Genomic DNA, 14,929 nt, shown 5'->3' with positions numbered 1-14,929 from the left:
CGCATGCCACAGTCCGCCTTGGCAGTCGCCCGCCGTCGTCTGCACGTCTACCGCGCGGCGCTCTCACTGGAGTGGTCCGACTCCACCGTGCACCCGGACTTCCATGCCCGGCCGGATCTGCCGGCCTCGGCCGGTCAGTGCGGGGTGAGTTCCGCCTGGCTGCTGCTCCGCGCGCTGCCGTGGTACCTGCGGATCCAGGCCCGGTACTGCGTCGGGGACGTCGTCGTCGACGGCCGGACGCTGGAGTTCCACTGCTGGATCGAGATCGGCGTGCCGGTCTGGCCCGGGCGCTGGATCGTCGACGTGACCTGCGACCAGTTCGAGCTGCTGGCCGATCACGACGTCGTCTGTGACCGGCACAGCAGCCTTGTGGAGCGGTCGATCGAGTACCGGGCGACCAGCAGGCAGTCCGCGCGGCAGCTCCGCTCCGATCCGGTGTGGGGCCGGGCGCAGGTGCTGTCGCAGGGCATGTCCCGCTGGTTCGGGAGCGGCCACTGAGCCTGGCCCGGCCGCGGTCAGTGGGCCACCGCAACGACGATGTTGTAGAGCCCGAAACAGAACACCAGGACTGCGCCCACCAGGACCAGTGTCAGTAGTTGCTTCCAGAACGAGGTCACCAGAATCGCGCCCGCGAGCGCGACCAGGGTTGCGAGGATTTGCATCGGAGATCCCCTTCTCGCCGAGTAGTTTCCCATCTCTATTCCATCGCACGACAATCGGCTGACAATGCGTGAATTGGATGCCAAACAAGCGTCACGGCTTTTGCGCAAAGGCAATTTGGGCGGTAGTGGAATTCGGCACAGTGCCAGTTGGCACCGAGGTCTGCCAACTGGCACGCCGGTCGCCGCCAACACGCCAAAACATGAAGGTTTGAAAGTTGTCGCGCGGTGGCCGCGATCCGCTAGCATCCGACTCGTGCAGAAAGCTGCTGCTTTTCGAATTAGCGCTGCGGAATCCACCGGACATCTACTGGCCCTGGCCCGGCTGTGGGGCGTGGACCGGCGCGCGCTCGCGGTCCGGACCCGCTTGCACCTGCCGTGCTACGCCGATGCCGCCGGCCAGGTCAGCTACCGCGACGCGGTGACCGTTGTCGTCAGCAACGCCGCGCGGCTGCGCAAGGACCAGCGCGCCGTGCGTGACCTGATCCCGCGCCGCGAGTACGTGCTGTCGGACCTGGAGTTCCGGCAGGTCGGCGAGGACGCGGACCGGGTCTTCGGCAGCATGCACTACCTGCGCAACGCCCGGCGCGGATCCCTCAACTTCGCACTGGTCGACAAGAACACCGGTACGCCGTTGACCCTGTGTAGTGCCTCGCCGTTGGAGTGGCAGCGGGTCGCGGACCAACTGCTGCAGCAGTTCGGCGTACCGCGGGAATCAGTGTGGGACCTGTCGCGGGTGTACTCCTTCGACGGCGCACCACCGAACGCGGTGTCGTACCTGTTGGCGCAGGTGCGCAAGTACTTCCAGAAGCGCGGCGGTGTGGAGCTGCTGACCACGGCCGTCGACCCGAACCTAGGGTTCACCGGATCGAGCTACCTCGCGTCGAACTGGCAGCAGTGGATGACCGTCCGGGCCCGGCCGTACCTGTACTACAAGCGCAAGTACATGAGCATCCGCGAGATGCGCGCGAGCTTCCCGGCCATCCGCAGTATCGACGAACTGTGCGCGGCCGACCGGAACGCGACCCGGAGCTTCGCGGAGCTGAGCGACTCGTTGATCTTCTGCTGCCGGATCCGCGGCGCGACCGAAGTCGTGCAGCCCACTGAGCAACACCGCATCCTGCGCTGATCCTGTGCTGACTACTGCTGGATGCCTTCCAGCAGGTCGTCGATGCGGCGCCGGGTGGGCAGCGAGTTGCGGCGCGGGAAGTCGGACGCGGCGCAGGACATCGCCGCGGTCGCCCAGCGGCCGACCTCCTCGGAGAACTTGTTCTCGGTGTCGATGAGCTGCGCCGCGAGCGCCGCGCAGAAGGCGTCGCGGGCGACCGACGACTCCTTGTAGATCGCCGGCGGGGCAGCGATCCGCAGTACGTCGCGCATCGGGCGGGAGTACGCGTTGCAGCCGCCTCGCATCAGCAGGCACAGCGTTTTGACGCCGTACGCGAGCAGCGTGCGGGCCACGGAGTCCGGGTCGAACGGGACGTCCTGCCGGGCGAACGACTCCAGCTCCCAGGCATGTGCGATCAGGTAGTCGATCTGCGCGAGCGTGTCCGCCGAGACCTCGTCGTCGGCGTACGGCTGGCCGGGCGTGACGATCACGACCGGACGGCGCGCGGTGCCGTCGTGCACGAGCGCGAGCGTGTCCTCCAGGGTGTCACGGGGAACCTCGAAGGTCATCAGCAACGCGTCGCAGTCCAGCAGATCGTCGCGGTGCCGGGACACGTCGCCGGAGTCGAGGTGGATCTGCTTCTCGTTGCGCCAGTTCACCGCGATGCTGTCGCCGAGTTGTTGCTGGAAGACCCCGGTGAACGGCGTGTCGGCCTTGGCCACCCGCTTCAGGAGCGACGTGTCCACGTGTTCCTGCTCGAGGTAGTCGACGATCTGGTCGCCGAAGCGGTCGGTCGCGACGGCCGCGATCAGCGAGGTCCGCAGGCCGAGGCGGGCCGCCGCCACGGCCTGGGTGAGACCTTTGCCGCCGGGGAAGAGGCTGAAGCCGAGCGCCTCGATCGACGTCTCCGGCGCCGGCAGATGCTTGGTCCGGAACGTGGCGTCCATGACGGCGCCGCCGATCACCACGACCCGGCCCGGCGACGGCTGGTCGGCGACCGGTACGGCGTCGGTGCGCGCGACGTTCTTCGCGCCGACGGAGTACGTGTCCCGCCGGGTGAGCTGGTACGCGAGCTCCCGCAGGACGGCGAGTTCCGTCGTACCGCGGAGGTAGCGGTCGCTCGGGGCCGCGATCGGGTCGACGGCGAGAGCGGCGTGCAGCGGATGCCAATGATCCAGCAGCGTCTCCCGGCGGCGGCCGAGTGCCAGGTTGTAGAGCGCCCTGGTGACGTGCGCTTCGATGCCTGCGCCGGCAAGGTTCGGGCCGAGTACGCCGAGGGCGAGGACGGCGTCCGCGACGATCTGCTGGGAGTCGTAGAGGTCCTCGCGGACGCAGTCGCAGACCAGCGCGACCGCGGCGTCGGGAAGGTCGAGCTCGTGCACGTTCGCATAGCGCCGGGTCGCGGCCAGGGACAGCAGCGGTGCGGACACTCCGGTGCGGTCCGCGCGGAGGCGGTCGGCGGTCAGCCCGCCGTGTGTCCGAAGCTTCTCGAGTGCGTTGGCGAGCACCCGCACCTTTTCCGACTGCTTGTCGCTTCCGTCCAGCATGCGCCTCCACCGACTTCCGTCCGACGGGACCATTATGCGGGTTGTGACGTAGGCTGGCGCGGTCTGTCGATCGTCCAGATCGGTGTGACGACCACGGGGAGCACCACAATGCACACTGGGAATTCTGGAAATGGCGGGAACGTCGAGCTGGCGAGGGCCCAGCAGGAGCGGTGGGACGCGGCGTATGCGCGGCGGCCGGAATTGCACGGGGCGGAGCCGTCGGCCGCGGTGCGGCGGGCGGTGGAGTTGTTCGGGGCGGCGGGGATCGTGGACGTGCTGGAGCTGGGGGCGGGGCACGGGCGGGACGCGCTTTTCCTGGCCAGGCACGGGTTCAGCGTGCACGCGACCGACTTCAGCGAGACGGCGCTCGACCAGTTGCGGCATGCGGCGCAGCGGGAAGGGCTCGACGACCGGGTGACGGCGGCGCTGCACGACGTCCGGGATCCGTTGCCGCCGGCCGACGCGACGGTGAACGCGGTGTTCGCGAATCTGCTTCTGAACATGGCGTTCTCGCCCGCGGAGCTGCGGTCGCTGGTCGGTGAGATCCACCGGGTGCTGCGGCCGGGCGGGGTTTTCGTGTACGCCGTCTGGTCCGCGGAGGACCCGTGTGCGCAGCACTGGCAGCAGCTGGCGGACGGGCTGGCGGGGCACGACGGCTTCGTCGGACGCTTCTTCGGCAAGGATCTGGTCGACGAGCTCGGCGAGCACTGGAGCCTCGACGAGGTCGCGCCGTACCAGGAGGGGCAGCGGCTGATGCTGCGCGTGACGATGACGAAAACCGCGCCTGAAAGCTGAAGCCGGCTCTAGGTGTCAGATTGCAGTGTGATCACCAAAGCGAAAAGCCGGATTGACGTTCCCCGCAGGTTCCGACAGGCTTCTGACCCGCGTGTCACCTTCGACCATCGGAGATAGCAATGCAGTGGTACATCGACGTCCTCAAGAAGTACGCCGTGTTCGACGGGCGCGCCCGTCGCAAGGAGTACTGGATGTTCGTACTCTTCAGCGTCATCGCCTCGATCATCCTGTCGATCATCGACCGGGTTCTCGGGACGACCTACAACAACGGCACCAGCGGCATCCTGCAGTCCATCTACGGGCTCGCGGTGCTGCTGCCGACGATCGGTGTGGCGATCCGGCGGATGCACGACACCAACCGTTCCGGCTGGTGGATCCTGATCAACCTGGTGCCGTGTATCGGGACGATCTGGTTCATCGTGCTGGCGGCCGGCGAGGGCACCGCGGGCCAGAACCAGTACGGACCGGACCCGAAGGCCGGCGAGCGGTTCGGCGGTCCGGGGCAGGCGGGTCCGGCGGAGCCGGGTTACCCGACGGTCTGACGCAGTACGAACGAAACGCCCCGCCGGTGCATCCGGCGGGGCGTTCTGCGTTCGACCAGTCGATCAGTCGATCAGCTGATCAGTTGGCCTGGCTGACGCTGGACATGTTGTAGTCCGGGATCAGCAGCGGCGGGGTCGCCGTCCGGGAGAAGTAGTCGCCCCACTCGCGGGAGAACGACGGCACGGTCGCGCCGGCCGCGGTGAAGCGGGCCAGCAGGTCGACCGGGCTCTCGTTGAACCGGAAGTTGTTGACGGCCCCGGTGACCTCGCCGTTCTCGACCAGGTAGACGCCGTCGCGGGTCAGCCCGGTGAGCAGCAGTGTCTGCGGCTCGACGACCCGGATGTACCACAGGCAGGTCAGCAGCAGCCCGTGGTCGAGGCCCGCGACCAGGTCGTCGGTCGTCCCGCTCGCGCCGTCCACCGTGAGCACGTAGTTGTCGATGTCCGGCGTCGCCGTCGGTACGTCGATCAGGTCCGCGGTGTAGCGGCTGGTCATCAGGTGTTCGAGCTTGCCGCCGCGGATCCAGTCCGTGGCCGTCAGCGTGAGCCCGTTGTCGAACACGCTCGACGACCCGCCGGACGACCGGGCCACCGCGAACGCGAACGCCTCCAGCCCCGCGAGCGCCGGATCCGAGTGCAGCGACACGGGCTGCGACGAGAGCGTGTCGCCGAGCCTGGTTCCGCCGCCGGGCTTCGAGAACACGGTCTGGCCCTCGAACGCGTCCCGGCCGTCGAGCTGCCAGAACAGGTACGTCATCAGGTCCGCGACCGCGGCCGGGGGCAGGATCGTCGGGTGCCGGCCGGCGTCGACCGACACGGTCCGCCCGGCCCAGCCGAGGCGCCGGGTGAGCTCGGCGTCCAGCGCGAGCGCGTCGACGTCGGTGAAGTCCTGGGTCGCGGTACCGACCCAGGCCGAGTGGGCGTCGCTCTTGCCGGTCGAGGACACGTACCCGCGGGGGAGCGCCTGCCGGAGCCGCAGCCCGGTCGAGGAGCCGACGTACAGCGTGACGACCTCGTGGTTCGCGAACCCGTACAGCCGGCGCTTGGCGGCGGCCGCCTGCTTGAGCGACTCCCCGAGCGACGGCGCGAACTTCTCGTAGACGCCGACCGTGGTCTCCTCCGGCTCGAGCGCCCAGTCCGCCGACGCGGTCCCGTCGACGAGCGGTCGCGCGTCCTCGGCCGGCCCGGCGGCGCGCGCGGTGGCGATCGCGGCGGAGACGATCTCGCGGAGCGTGTCCTCGGTGACGGACGACCGGCCGACGACGCCGGCCGCCGTACCCTCGCCGGAGCCGACGGTCGCGATCACGGTCACGCTGGACCCGCGCATCGCGCCGTTCGTGGTCAGGGTGTTGTTCGCCCAGCGCAGGTTGGTGCTGGAGGTTTCGGCGACGAGTACGACGCAGCCGTCGGCGCCCTCGGCCGCCGCCAGGGCGAGGCCCCGCTCGACGGTGTCCTGCGGGGTGAGCTGTACGGCGGTCACCGGCCGGCCTCCTGGGTGGTGTTGAGGATGCGTACTCCGCGGAACAGCGCCGACGGGCAGCCGTGGCTGACCGCGCCGGACTGCGAGGGCTCGGCCTTGCCGCAGTTCAGCGCGCCGCCGAGGACGTACGTCTGCGGGCCGCCGACCGCCTCCATCGAGCCCCAGAAGTCGGTCGTCGTCGCCTGGTACGCGACGTCGCGGAGCTGTCCGTCGAGCTTGCCGTCGGTGATCTTGTAGAACCGCTGCCCGGTGAACTGGAAGTTGTACCGCTGCATGTCGATCGACCAGGACTTGTCGCCGACGATGTAGATCCCGTTCCGGACCTTGCCGATCAGCTCCTCGGTGGAGGGGCCGTCCGCGGCAGGCTGGAGCGAGACGTTGGCCATCCGCTGGATCGGGATGTGGCCGGACGAGTCGGCGTACGCGCAACCGTTGGAGCGCGGCGTCCCGAGCACGTCCTCGTTCTTCTTCGCCATCCGGCGGTCCACCTGGTAGCCGACCAGGATCCCGTCCTTGACCAGGTCCCACTGCTGCCCGGCGACACCCTCGTCGTCGTACCCGACCGTGGACAGGCCGTTCTCCGCGGTGCGGTCGCCGGTGACGTGCATGACCGGCGAGCCGTACTTCAGCGTGCCGAGCTGGTCGAGGGTGGCGAAGCTGGTGCCCGCGTAGTTCGCCTCGTACCCGAGCGCGCGGTCGAGTTCGGTGGCGTGGCCGATCGACTCGTGGATCGTCAGCCACAGGTTGGACGGGTCGATGACCACGTCGTACGTGCCGGCCTCGACGCTCGGCGCCGCCAGCTTCTCGGCCAGCCAGCCGGGGATCTGCGCCAGTTCCTCGTCCCAGTTCCAGCCGGTGCCGGTCATGTACTCCCAGCCGCGGCCGGCCGGCGGAGCCGTCGACGACATCGAGTCGAAGCGGTCCTCCGCGACGCCGTGCGCGGTGATCTTCGGGCCGATCCGGACCCGCTGCTGGGTGTACGACGTCCCGGCGGAGTTCGCGTAGTACTTGCATTCGTGGATCGTGGCGACGTGCACGCCGACGTGCGCGACACCGTCGGCCTTCAGCAGCCGGTCGCTGTAGTCGGTGAGCAGCGCGACCTTCTCGGCCCGCGGCACGCTGAACGGGTCGATCTCGTACGACGAGATCCAGGTGACGTCGTCGTAGACCGGCTCGTCCGCGAGCTCGATCGTCTCCGCGTTGATCGGGCGCGACACCTGCGCCATGTTGACGGCCTGCTCGGCGAGCAGCACCGCCTCGTCCGCGGTGAGCGCGACCCCGGCCGCGAATCCCCAGGTCCCGTCGTGGATCACCCGCACCGCCAGGCCGAGGTCCTCGTCGTCCTTGGCGCTCTCCAGCACACTGTCGCGCAACGAGATGGACTCCGACCGGATCCGCTCCAACCGGAACTCGGCGAACGTCGCCCCCAGATCGCGCGCACGCTGCAGGGCGGCCGCAGCCAGCTCCTGCCGGGGCAGAGCAAGAAATGCTACGTCGATATCAGGCACGGACCCGACCCTATACACCGGCCGGAGCGGCCAGCTCGAAGCCGGCGAACAGGCGGCCTCCGTGTGTGGCCAGGATCCGCTCCACGGCGGTCACCAGCCGGTCGTCGTCGGCTCGTACCCCGGCCAGCAACGCTGCGGCATGGTCGGTGGTGTGCGACGCGTCGTACCGGGCGACCTCGCGGAGCAGGCCTTTGCCGGTGCCTGACCAGTTGCCGGAGGCGGTCAGGAGTAGCCGGGCGGCTTCCTGCCACAGGAAGGTCGCGATCGCCAGCCGTACGTCGCCGGTCGCGCCGGCGAAGTCCTCCAGCAGATCGGTGATCGTGTAGCGCAGCAGGTTGAGTTCGTCGTCCGACAACGGCTTGGGGCCTGCGGCGACCTCGGCCAGGTACTCCGCTTGCAGGCGTGCGCCCGAGCCGTCGGTGTCCACCAGCACGACCGACTCCCCGACGAGCCGCATCAGAGTCGGCTGCCGGCGGTCCTGGTCCTTGTCGGCGAAGTACCGCAGCGACTTCTCGGTGTGGACGAACAGCTCGACCGGCCAGCCGCCGTACTCGATCGACTTCCGCAGGACCGGGCCGTCCTGCAGGACCGTGATGTCCAGGTCGGACGTCGGGCTCGCGTCGCCTCGCACCACACTGCCGCCGAGCCAGGCGGCCCGGGCGTCCGGGTACAGCTTCAGTACGAGTTCCCGCGCGAGGTCCATCAGGACAGTGTCAGCCACCTGAGCAGTTCGCGGTACGCATTTGCCGGCGGGATGTGGCCGCCGACGTAGTAGCGGCGTTCGGCGTGCGGGATCGCGGCCGCGAGGTGGTCGGCGTACTTGCCGGCGCGTTCGTCGGCGGAGCCGTGCCAGACGGACACCGGGACGTGGATGGCGCCGAGGTCGAAGCCCCACGGTTTCGCGAACGCGATCAGGTCGTCCTCCCAGCCGTGGTGGCTGGTCACGAACGTCGCGGCGAGCCGGGCCATCGCGGCCGGGTCCTCGCGGGCAGGCGGACCGGGTTCGGCGCCGGGATCCGGCGGCAACTCAGGGCCGCCGGCATCGACGGCGGTCATGATCGCGTGGGCGGTTTCCTCCATCCCCGGCCGCAGATCGCCGTGCAGCGCCTTCCAGGAGGTGCGGTTGCGGCGCGGATCCGCGGCTTCGTCCTCCTCGGTCGGCTCCGGACCGTCGACGATCGGCGGTGAGATGCTGCCGATCACGGCACAGCGCGTGACGCGCTCCGGCAGCAGCGCCGCGCAGGCCAGTGCGTGCGGACCGCCCCCGGATCCGCCGGTGACCGCGAACCGTTCCCACCCGAGCTCGTCCGCCAGCGCGACCGCATCCGGTACGACGGACGCGACCGTCCGCCCGGGCTGCCGCGTCGACCCGCCGTACCCGGGCCGGTCCGCCTGCGCCAGCCGTACGCCGGACTCGTCGATGGCGGCGACGGCGTCCGGCCGCTTCCACCGAGTGCTCGGCGAACCGCCGAACGAGATCGTGGGCACACCGCCCTCGGTGCCGTAGATGTTGTAGAACACGATCCGGTCACCGATCCGCACGAAGCCGTCCACGCAGCGGAGCGTAACCGGACGGCAAGAGCTATCCGAATGTGGAGTTATGAACCCGAGATTCTCGGGATTCGAGATGGGAAGCCGCTGGTGGAAGGATGCGGCCTAGGTTTTGTCGGCTGTCACCATCTGACCCGTCAGGAGTGCTTGTGAGTTCCTCGGTCGCCGGGACCGTATCGCCCACCCGGCAGGCGATGCGCCGGGCGCGGCGCGACCGCAGCGCGCGGGTCGGGTTCGCCCTGGTGGTGCTGCTGATCCTGGTCGCCGCGGCCGCGCCGCTGCTGGTCGGGCTGGCCGGTCAGGACGCGACGACGTACCACATCGACCTGCTCGATCCGGCCCGCGGGAACGCGCCGCGCGGTGCGGCCGGCGGGATGAGCGGGACGCACTGGTTCGGGGTCGAGCCGCTGACCGGCCGGGACCTGTTCTCGATCGTGGTGCTCGGGCTCCGGACGTCGCTGGTGATCGCGATCACGGTCACCGTGATCACCACCGTGGTCGGCACCCTGCTCGGGATCAGCGCGGCGTACTTCGGCGGCTGGTACGACGCGGTCGTGTCCCGGCTGCTGGACTTCCTGTTCGGGTTCCCGCAGCTCGTCTTCATGATTGCCCTGGGCATCATTGTCCCGGCGAAAGTGCCGCGGACGGTGCTGCTGATCGGCGTCCTGAGCGTCTTCGGCTGGGCCGGACTGGCACGACTGATCCGCAACCAGGCGCGCTCGCTGGTCACCCGCGAGTTCGTCGAGGCGGCCCGCAGCGTCGGCTCGAGCGGCTGGATGGTGATCACCCGCGAGCTGCTGCCGAACCTGCTCGGCCCGGTGCTGGTGATCGCCACGCTGGCCATCCCCGGGTACGTCGGTGCCGAGGCGGCGCTGTCCTTCCTGGGCGTCGGCGTACCACCGCCGACACCGAGTCTCGGCCGCTCGATCTCGGACTCGATCGCCTGGGTGTACACCGGCGCGGATCCGTGGTTCCTGCTGTTCCCGGGCGCGATGCTGTTCCTCGCGGTGCTCGGGTTCACGTTGCTCGGCGACGGTGTCCGGGACGCGTTCGACGTCCGGCTGCGGAGGACGAACTGATGCCCGGCCTCCTGTGGTTCGTCGTCCGCCGGCTGTTCGCCGCGCTGCTGGTGATGCTCGCGCTGAGCCTCGCCGTCTACCTGGTCTTCTACGCGATCCCGGCCGACCCGGCGCATCTGGCCTGCGGCAAGCCTTGTACGCCGGACCGGCTGGCGCAGGCGCGGCACTTCATGCAGTTCGACCAGAGCACCCTGCAGCAGTACCTGAACTTCCTGAAGGGCATCTTCGCCGGCCGGACGTTCGGCGACGGCGCGGCGGCGGTGCACTGCGACGCGCCCTGCTTCGGGTACTCGTTCCCGCTCGGCCGTCCGGTGACCACGCTGATCCTGGACCGGCTGCCGATCACCGCCTCGATCGCGCTCGGTGCCGCCGTCCTGTGGCTGGTGCTCGGCGTCTCGCTCGGTGTGGTCGCCGCGCTGAACCGGGGCCGGATCCTGGACCGGCTGGCGGTCGGGGTCGCGCTGCTCGGGGTCTCGACGCCGTCGTTCCTGCTCGGGTTGCTGGCGATCCTGGTGTTCGGGTTCTGGCTGAACATGGTCCCGGTCAGCGGGTACGTCCCGCTCACCGAGAGCCCGGTCGACTGGGCGTGGCACCTGATCACGCCGTGGATCGTGCTCGCGATCCTGCATTCGGCGTCGTACATCCGGCTGACCCGCTCACAGATGATCGAGGAGCTGAACCTCGACTACATCACCACGGCCCGCGCGAAGGGCGCCGGCGAGCGGCGGGTGGTGCTCACCCACGGTCTGCGCGGTGTGCTGGTGCCGGTGATCACGCTGTTCGGCCTCGACCTGGGCAGCCTGCTCGGCGGTGCGATCCTGACCGAGAAGGTGTTCAGCATGCAGGGTCTCGGCGACCTGCTGATCAGCGCCGTCGGCCAGCTGGACGTGGCCGTGGTCGTCGGCGTCACGTTGTTTGCGGCGTTCCTGATCATCCTCGCGAACCTGGTGGTGGACATAGTGCACGGTGTGCTCGACCCGAGGGTGAGCCATGGCTGAGCCCCAGAAAAATGAAACACTGCTGGAAGTTCACGACCTGCATGTCACGTTCGCGACCGAGAACGGTCCGGTGCCTGCCGTGGACGGCATCGACTTCGCGGTCGCGCCGGGCCAGACGCTCGCGATTGTGGGGGAGTCCGGCTCCGGGAAGAGTGTCAGCTCGGCCGCGGTGATGGGCCTGCTGCCGTCGAATGCGGGCGTCACCGGCGAGGTGCTGCTCGACGGGCGCGAGCTGACCGGGCTGCCGAACGACGACCTGCGCAAGATCCGCGGCAACGACATCGCGATGGTCTTCCAGGACGCGCTCTCGGCCCTCAACCCGTACTACTCGGTCGGCTGGCAGGTCGCCGAGGCGTACCGGCTGCACCACGACGTCTCGAGGAAGGCCGCGCACCGCCGGGCGGTCGAGATGCTCGACAAGGTCGGCATCCCGGACGCGGCGCGGCGCGCGGACAGCTACCCGCACGAGTTCTCCGGGGGAATGCGGCAGCGGGTCGTGATTGCTATGGCTCTGGTGAACGACCCGAGAGTGCTGATCGCGGACGAGCCGACGACCGCACTCGACGTGACCGTGCAGGCACAGATCATGCGTCTGCTCGACGACGTCCAGGAAGAGTTCGGTACGGCGCTGGTGCTGATCTCGCACGACCTCGGCGTGGTCGCGGAGGTCGCCGACGACGTGCTGGTGATGTACGCCGGCCGTGCCGCCGAGCGCGGGACCGTCCGGGACCTGTTCTTCCGGGCGGCGCATCCGTACAGCCTCGGGTTGCTCGGCGCGATGCCGCGGGTCGACGTACCGCCGAAGGAGCGGTTGACGACGATCCCGGGGGCGCCGCCGACACCCGGGTCGATCGCGACCGGGTGCCCGTTCCAGCCGCGCTGCGCGTACACGCATTTGGTGGGGGAGCGCTGCATCACCGAGCGCCCCGAGCTGACGCCGCGCCCGGGCGAGGGCGATCACGAAGCCGCATGCCACTTGGGCCGGCGCCCTGAGGTGATCTCGTGACCGAGTTGCTGAATCTCAAGGACGTCAAGAAGTACTTCGGTTTGCGTGGCGTGCCGTGGCAGAAGGCGCAGGCCGTCCGCGCGGTCGACGGCGTGAACCTGGTCGTCCGCAAGGGCGAGACCGTCGGCCTCGTCGGCGAGTCCGGCTCCGGCAAGTCCACGCTGGCCCGGGTCGCGACCCGGCTGCTCGACCCGACCGCGGGCCGGGTGGAGATCGGCGGCAAGGACGTCACCCGGATCAAGGGCCGCCGGCTGCGCCCGATCCGCCGGCAGATCCAGATGGTCTTCCAGGACCCACAGGCCTCGCTGAACCCGCGGCAGTCGGTCGGCACCATCCTCAGTACGCCGTTCCGCGCGCAGGGCATCCGCCCGTCCCGGGCCCAGCTGGTCGAACTGCTCGAGCAGGTCGGGCTGTCCGAGCAGCACCTCGAGCGGTATCCGCACGAGTTCTCCGGCGGGCAACGGCAGCGGATCGGGATCGCCCGGGCGCTGTCGGTGAAACCGGACCTGCTGGTCTGCGACGAGCCGGTGTCCGCGCTCGACGTCTCCGTGCAGGCGCAGGTGCTGAACCTGCTCGCGGACCTGCGCGACGAACTCGGCCTGTCGTACGTGCTGGTCGCCCACGACCTCGCCGTCGTACGGCAGGTCGCCGACCGGATCGCGGTGATGTACCTCGGCACGATCGTCGAGGAAGGTCCCGCGGCGCAGGTGTACCGGTCGCCGGCGCATCCGTACACGAAGGCGTTGCTGTCGGCCGTACCGGTACCGGAGCCGGGCGTGGTCCGGGAGCGGATCGTGCTGACCGGCGACGTACCGACGCCCATCGACCCGCCGTCCGGCTGCCCGTTCCGGACCCGTTGTTACAAGGCCGAGGACGTCTGCGCGACGAAACGACCGGTGCTCGAGTCCGTCGAGGGTGACCACCGGGCCGCCTGCTACTTCCCTGAGCCCCCATCCCTTGAGAGGACCGAATGAAACACATATCCCGAGCGGTTGCCGTGGCAGCCGCGCTGGCGCTGGCAGCGGCTGGCTGCAACGCCAACAACAAGTCCACCAGCAGTGGTGGCAGTACCGCGGCGGCGGAGCAGGGCGGCACCTTCCACGTGCTGAGCACCGCGAAGGAGATCAGCCTCGACCCGGCCAAGAGCCAGAACCTCGGCACCAGCACGATCCACCTGGTGCTGCGCGGCCTGACGTCCTGGAAGACCTCGCCGGACAAGGCGGCCGAGCTGGTCCCGGACCTGGCCACCGACACCGGGCAGGTCAGCGACGGCGGCAAGACCTGGACGTACAAGCTGAAGTCCGGCCTGAAGTACGCCGACGGCTCGCCGATCGTTGCCGCCGACATCAAGTACGGCGTCGAGCGGTCGTTCGCGCCGGAGCTGTCCGGCGGCCTCGGGTACCACAAGGCGCTGCTGGTCGGCGGCGACAAGTACACCGGCCCGTACAAGGGCGGCGAGCTGGCGTCGATCGAGACGCCCGACGACAGCACGATCGTCTTCAAGCTCAACAAGCCGTACGGCGACTGGCCGTGGATCGTCAGCATGCCGGCGTTCTCGCCGGTGCCGAAGAAGGCCGACACCGACCCCGCGCACTACGGGGAGAAGCCGATGGCCAGCGGCCCGTACCAGGTGCAGTCGTACACGCCCGGCTCGAAGCTCGTGCTGACCCGGAACCCGAACTGGGACAAGTCCACCGACGAGGCACGGACCGGTCTGCCGGACTCGATCGTCACCGACATGGGCCTGCAGCCCGACGTCGTCAACCAGCGGCTGATTGCGGACTCCGGTGACGACAAGTTCGCCGCCGCGACCGGTGTCTCGGTCCCGGCCGCGCTGATCCCGACGATCACCGGCAACCCGGCCGTCAAGGCCCGCGTCGCCACCTCGCCGTCCGGTGCGCTGGCGTACCTGGCGATGAACACGAAGCGGCCCGCGCTGTCGAACCCCGCCGTCCGCAAGGCGATCCAGTACGCCGTCGACAAGCAGGCGGTGCAGGTCGCGGTCGGTGGACCGGAGTACGGCGGCGAGATCGCGTCGACGCTGATCACGCCGGGCATGGACGGGTACAACAAGTTCGACCTGTTCCAGGCGCCGCCGGCCGGTGACCCCGAGAAGGCCAAGCAGATGCTGCAGGCCGCCGGTGTCAGCAACCTGAACCTGGTCCTGGTCGCCGACAACACGTCGAGCGGCGTGATCGGTGTCTCCGTCGCGCAGGCGATCCAGCAGGGTCTGAAGCGGGCCGGGATCAACGTCACGATCAAGCCGATGGACAACACCCCGCTGACCGACCTGATCACCGGGAACAAGGCCGACTTCGACCTGACCGTGTCCAGCTGGCTGCCGGACTTCCCGAGCGCGATCGGCAACATCCAGCCGCTGTTCGCGTCCTCGGAGATCGGCAACGGCGGGTACAACATCTCCCGCTACTCGAACCCGGCCGTGGACTCCGCGATCGCCGCCGCGACGGCCGAGTCGGACCGCTCGAAGGCCGCCGGGATGTGGGGCGCGATCGACAAGCAGATCATGCAGGACGCGCCGGTCGTGCCGCTGGTGTACGCCCGGAACGCGTTCCTGCACGGGTCGAAGGTGCAGAACTTCTACCTGCCGCCGTACCCGCCGTACCCGAACGTGCTGATCGTCGGGCTCAGCAAGTAG

General features: G+C 69.3%; 15 protein-coding genes. 9 read left to right on the top strand and 6 right to left on the bottom strand.

What is annotated here, in order from left to right:
- The first annotated feature begins 3 nt into the window (after window positions 1-3).
- Complete coding sequence (locus tag ACXJJ3_RS04780) at window positions 4-498, top strand: hypothetical protein (RefSeq protein ID WP_458168708.1); 495 nt, start codon at window positions 4-6, stop codon at window positions 496-498.
- 17 nt (window positions 499-515) lie between these two features.
- On the opposite strand, the gene ACXJJ3_RS04775 is transcribed toward ACXJJ3_RS04780, so the two are convergent.
- Window positions 516-662, bottom strand: coding sequence for a hypothetical protein (locus ACXJJ3_RS04775; protein WP_458168707.1), 147 nt, complete (start codon window positions 660-662; stop codon window positions 516-518).
- Window positions 663-993: 331 nt separating this feature from the next.
- On the opposite strand from ACXJJ3_RS04775, the gene ACXJJ3_RS04770 reads away from it, so the two are divergent.
- A complete protein-coding gene (locus tag ACXJJ3_RS04770) occupies window positions 994-1,788 on the top strand; it encodes a Mom family adenine methylcarbamoylation protein (RefSeq protein ID WP_458168706.1) in 795 nt (264 codons plus the stop codon).
- Between the two features lie 11 nt (window positions 1,789-1,799).
- On the opposite strand, the gene ACXJJ3_RS04765 is transcribed toward ACXJJ3_RS04770, so the two are convergent.
- Entirely contained in the window at window positions 1,800-3,314 is a 1,515-nt protein-coding gene (locus tag ACXJJ3_RS04765; protein WP_458168705.1) for a PfkB family carbohydrate kinase, read from the bottom strand.
- 108 nt (window positions 3,315-3,422) lie between these two features.
- Between ACXJJ3_RS04765 and ACXJJ3_RS04760 the strand changes: the two genes are divergently transcribed.
- Both ACXJJ3_RS04760 and ACXJJ3_RS04755 read left to right on the top strand, forming a co-directional pair.
- Entirely contained in the window at window positions 3,423-4,109 is a 687-nt protein-coding gene (locus ACXJJ3_RS04760) for a class I SAM-dependent methyltransferase (RefSeq protein ID WP_458168704.1), read from the top strand.
- Window positions 4,110-4,228: 119 nt separating this feature from the next.
- Window positions 4,229-4,651, top strand: coding sequence for a DUF805 domain-containing protein (locus tag ACXJJ3_RS04755; protein WP_458168703.1), 423 nt, complete (start codon window positions 4,229-4,231; stop codon window positions 4,649-4,651).
- Between the two features lie 79 nt (window positions 4,652-4,730).
- Here the strand turns inward: ACXJJ3_RS04755 and ACXJJ3_RS04750 are convergent, their stop codons facing one another.
- The 4 genes from ACXJJ3_RS04750 to ACXJJ3_RS04735 are packed head-to-tail and all read right to left on the bottom strand — an operon-like array spanning window position 4,731 to window position 9,193.
- Window positions 4,731-6,131: a metallopeptidase TldD-related protein gene (locus ACXJJ3_RS04750; RefSeq protein WP_458168702.1), complete on the bottom strand. Its 1,401-nt coding sequence runs from the start codon at window positions 6,129-6,131 to the stop codon at window positions 4,731-4,733.
- Window positions 6,128-7,639, bottom strand: coding sequence for a TldD/PmbA family protein (locus ACXJJ3_RS04745; protein WP_458168701.1), 1,512 nt, complete (start codon window positions 7,637-7,639; stop codon window positions 6,128-6,130). The genes ACXJJ3_RS04750 and ACXJJ3_RS04745 overlap by 4 nt, the downstream gene beginning before the upstream one ends.
- A 10-nt stretch (window positions 7,640-7,649) precedes the next feature.
- Window positions 7,650-8,360: a nucleotidyltransferase domain-containing protein gene (locus ACXJJ3_RS04740; protein ID WP_458168700.1), complete on the bottom strand. Its 711-nt coding sequence runs from the start codon at window positions 8,358-8,360 to the stop codon at window positions 7,650-7,652.
- A complete protein-coding gene (locus tag ACXJJ3_RS04735) occupies window positions 8,342-9,193 on the bottom strand; it encodes an alpha/beta hydrolase (protein ID WP_458168699.1) in 852 nt (283 codons plus the stop codon). The genes ACXJJ3_RS04740 and ACXJJ3_RS04735 overlap by 19 nt, the downstream gene beginning before the upstream one ends.
- Window positions 9,194-9,339: 146 nt before the next feature.
- On the opposite strand from ACXJJ3_RS04735, the gene ACXJJ3_RS04730 reads away from it, so the two are divergent.
- Genes ACXJJ3_RS04730 through ACXJJ3_RS04710 form a run of 5 tightly spaced genes read left to right on the top strand, consistent with a single transcriptional unit; the run spans window position 9,340 to window position 14,929 of the window.
- Window positions 9,340-10,269 (top strand): ABC transporter permease, encoded by a 930-nt coding sequence (locus ACXJJ3_RS04730; RefSeq protein WP_458168698.1) that lies wholly within the window; start codon window positions 9,340-9,342, stop codon window positions 10,267-10,269.
- Window positions 10,269-11,267: an ABC transporter permease gene (locus tag ACXJJ3_RS04725; protein WP_458168697.1), complete on the top strand. Its 999-nt coding sequence runs from the start codon at window positions 10,269-10,271 to the stop codon at window positions 11,265-11,267. Before ACXJJ3_RS04730 ends, ACXJJ3_RS04725 begins: the two co-directional genes overlap by 1 nt.
- On the top strand, window positions 11,260-12,273 hold the full coding sequence (locus tag ACXJJ3_RS04720; protein ID WP_458168696.1) for an ABC transporter ATP-binding protein: 1,014 nt from the start codon (window positions 11,260-11,262) through the stop codon (window positions 12,271-12,273). Before ACXJJ3_RS04725 ends, ACXJJ3_RS04720 begins: the two co-directional genes overlap by 8 nt.
- Entirely contained in the window at window positions 12,270-13,247 is a 978-nt protein-coding gene (locus tag ACXJJ3_RS04715) for an ABC transporter ATP-binding protein (protein ID WP_458168695.1), read from the top strand. The genes ACXJJ3_RS04720 and ACXJJ3_RS04715 overlap by 4 nt, the downstream gene beginning before the upstream one ends.
- A gap of 23 nt (window positions 13,248-13,270) precedes the next feature.
- Complete coding sequence (locus tag ACXJJ3_RS04710; protein WP_458168694.1) at window positions 13,271-14,929, top strand: ABC transporter substrate-binding protein; 1,659 nt, start codon at window positions 13,271-13,273, stop codon at window positions 14,927-14,929.

Source organism: Kribbella sp. WER1 (assembly GCF_054189145.1).
This window is presented reverse-complemented; position numbering and strand designations above follow the sequence as displayed.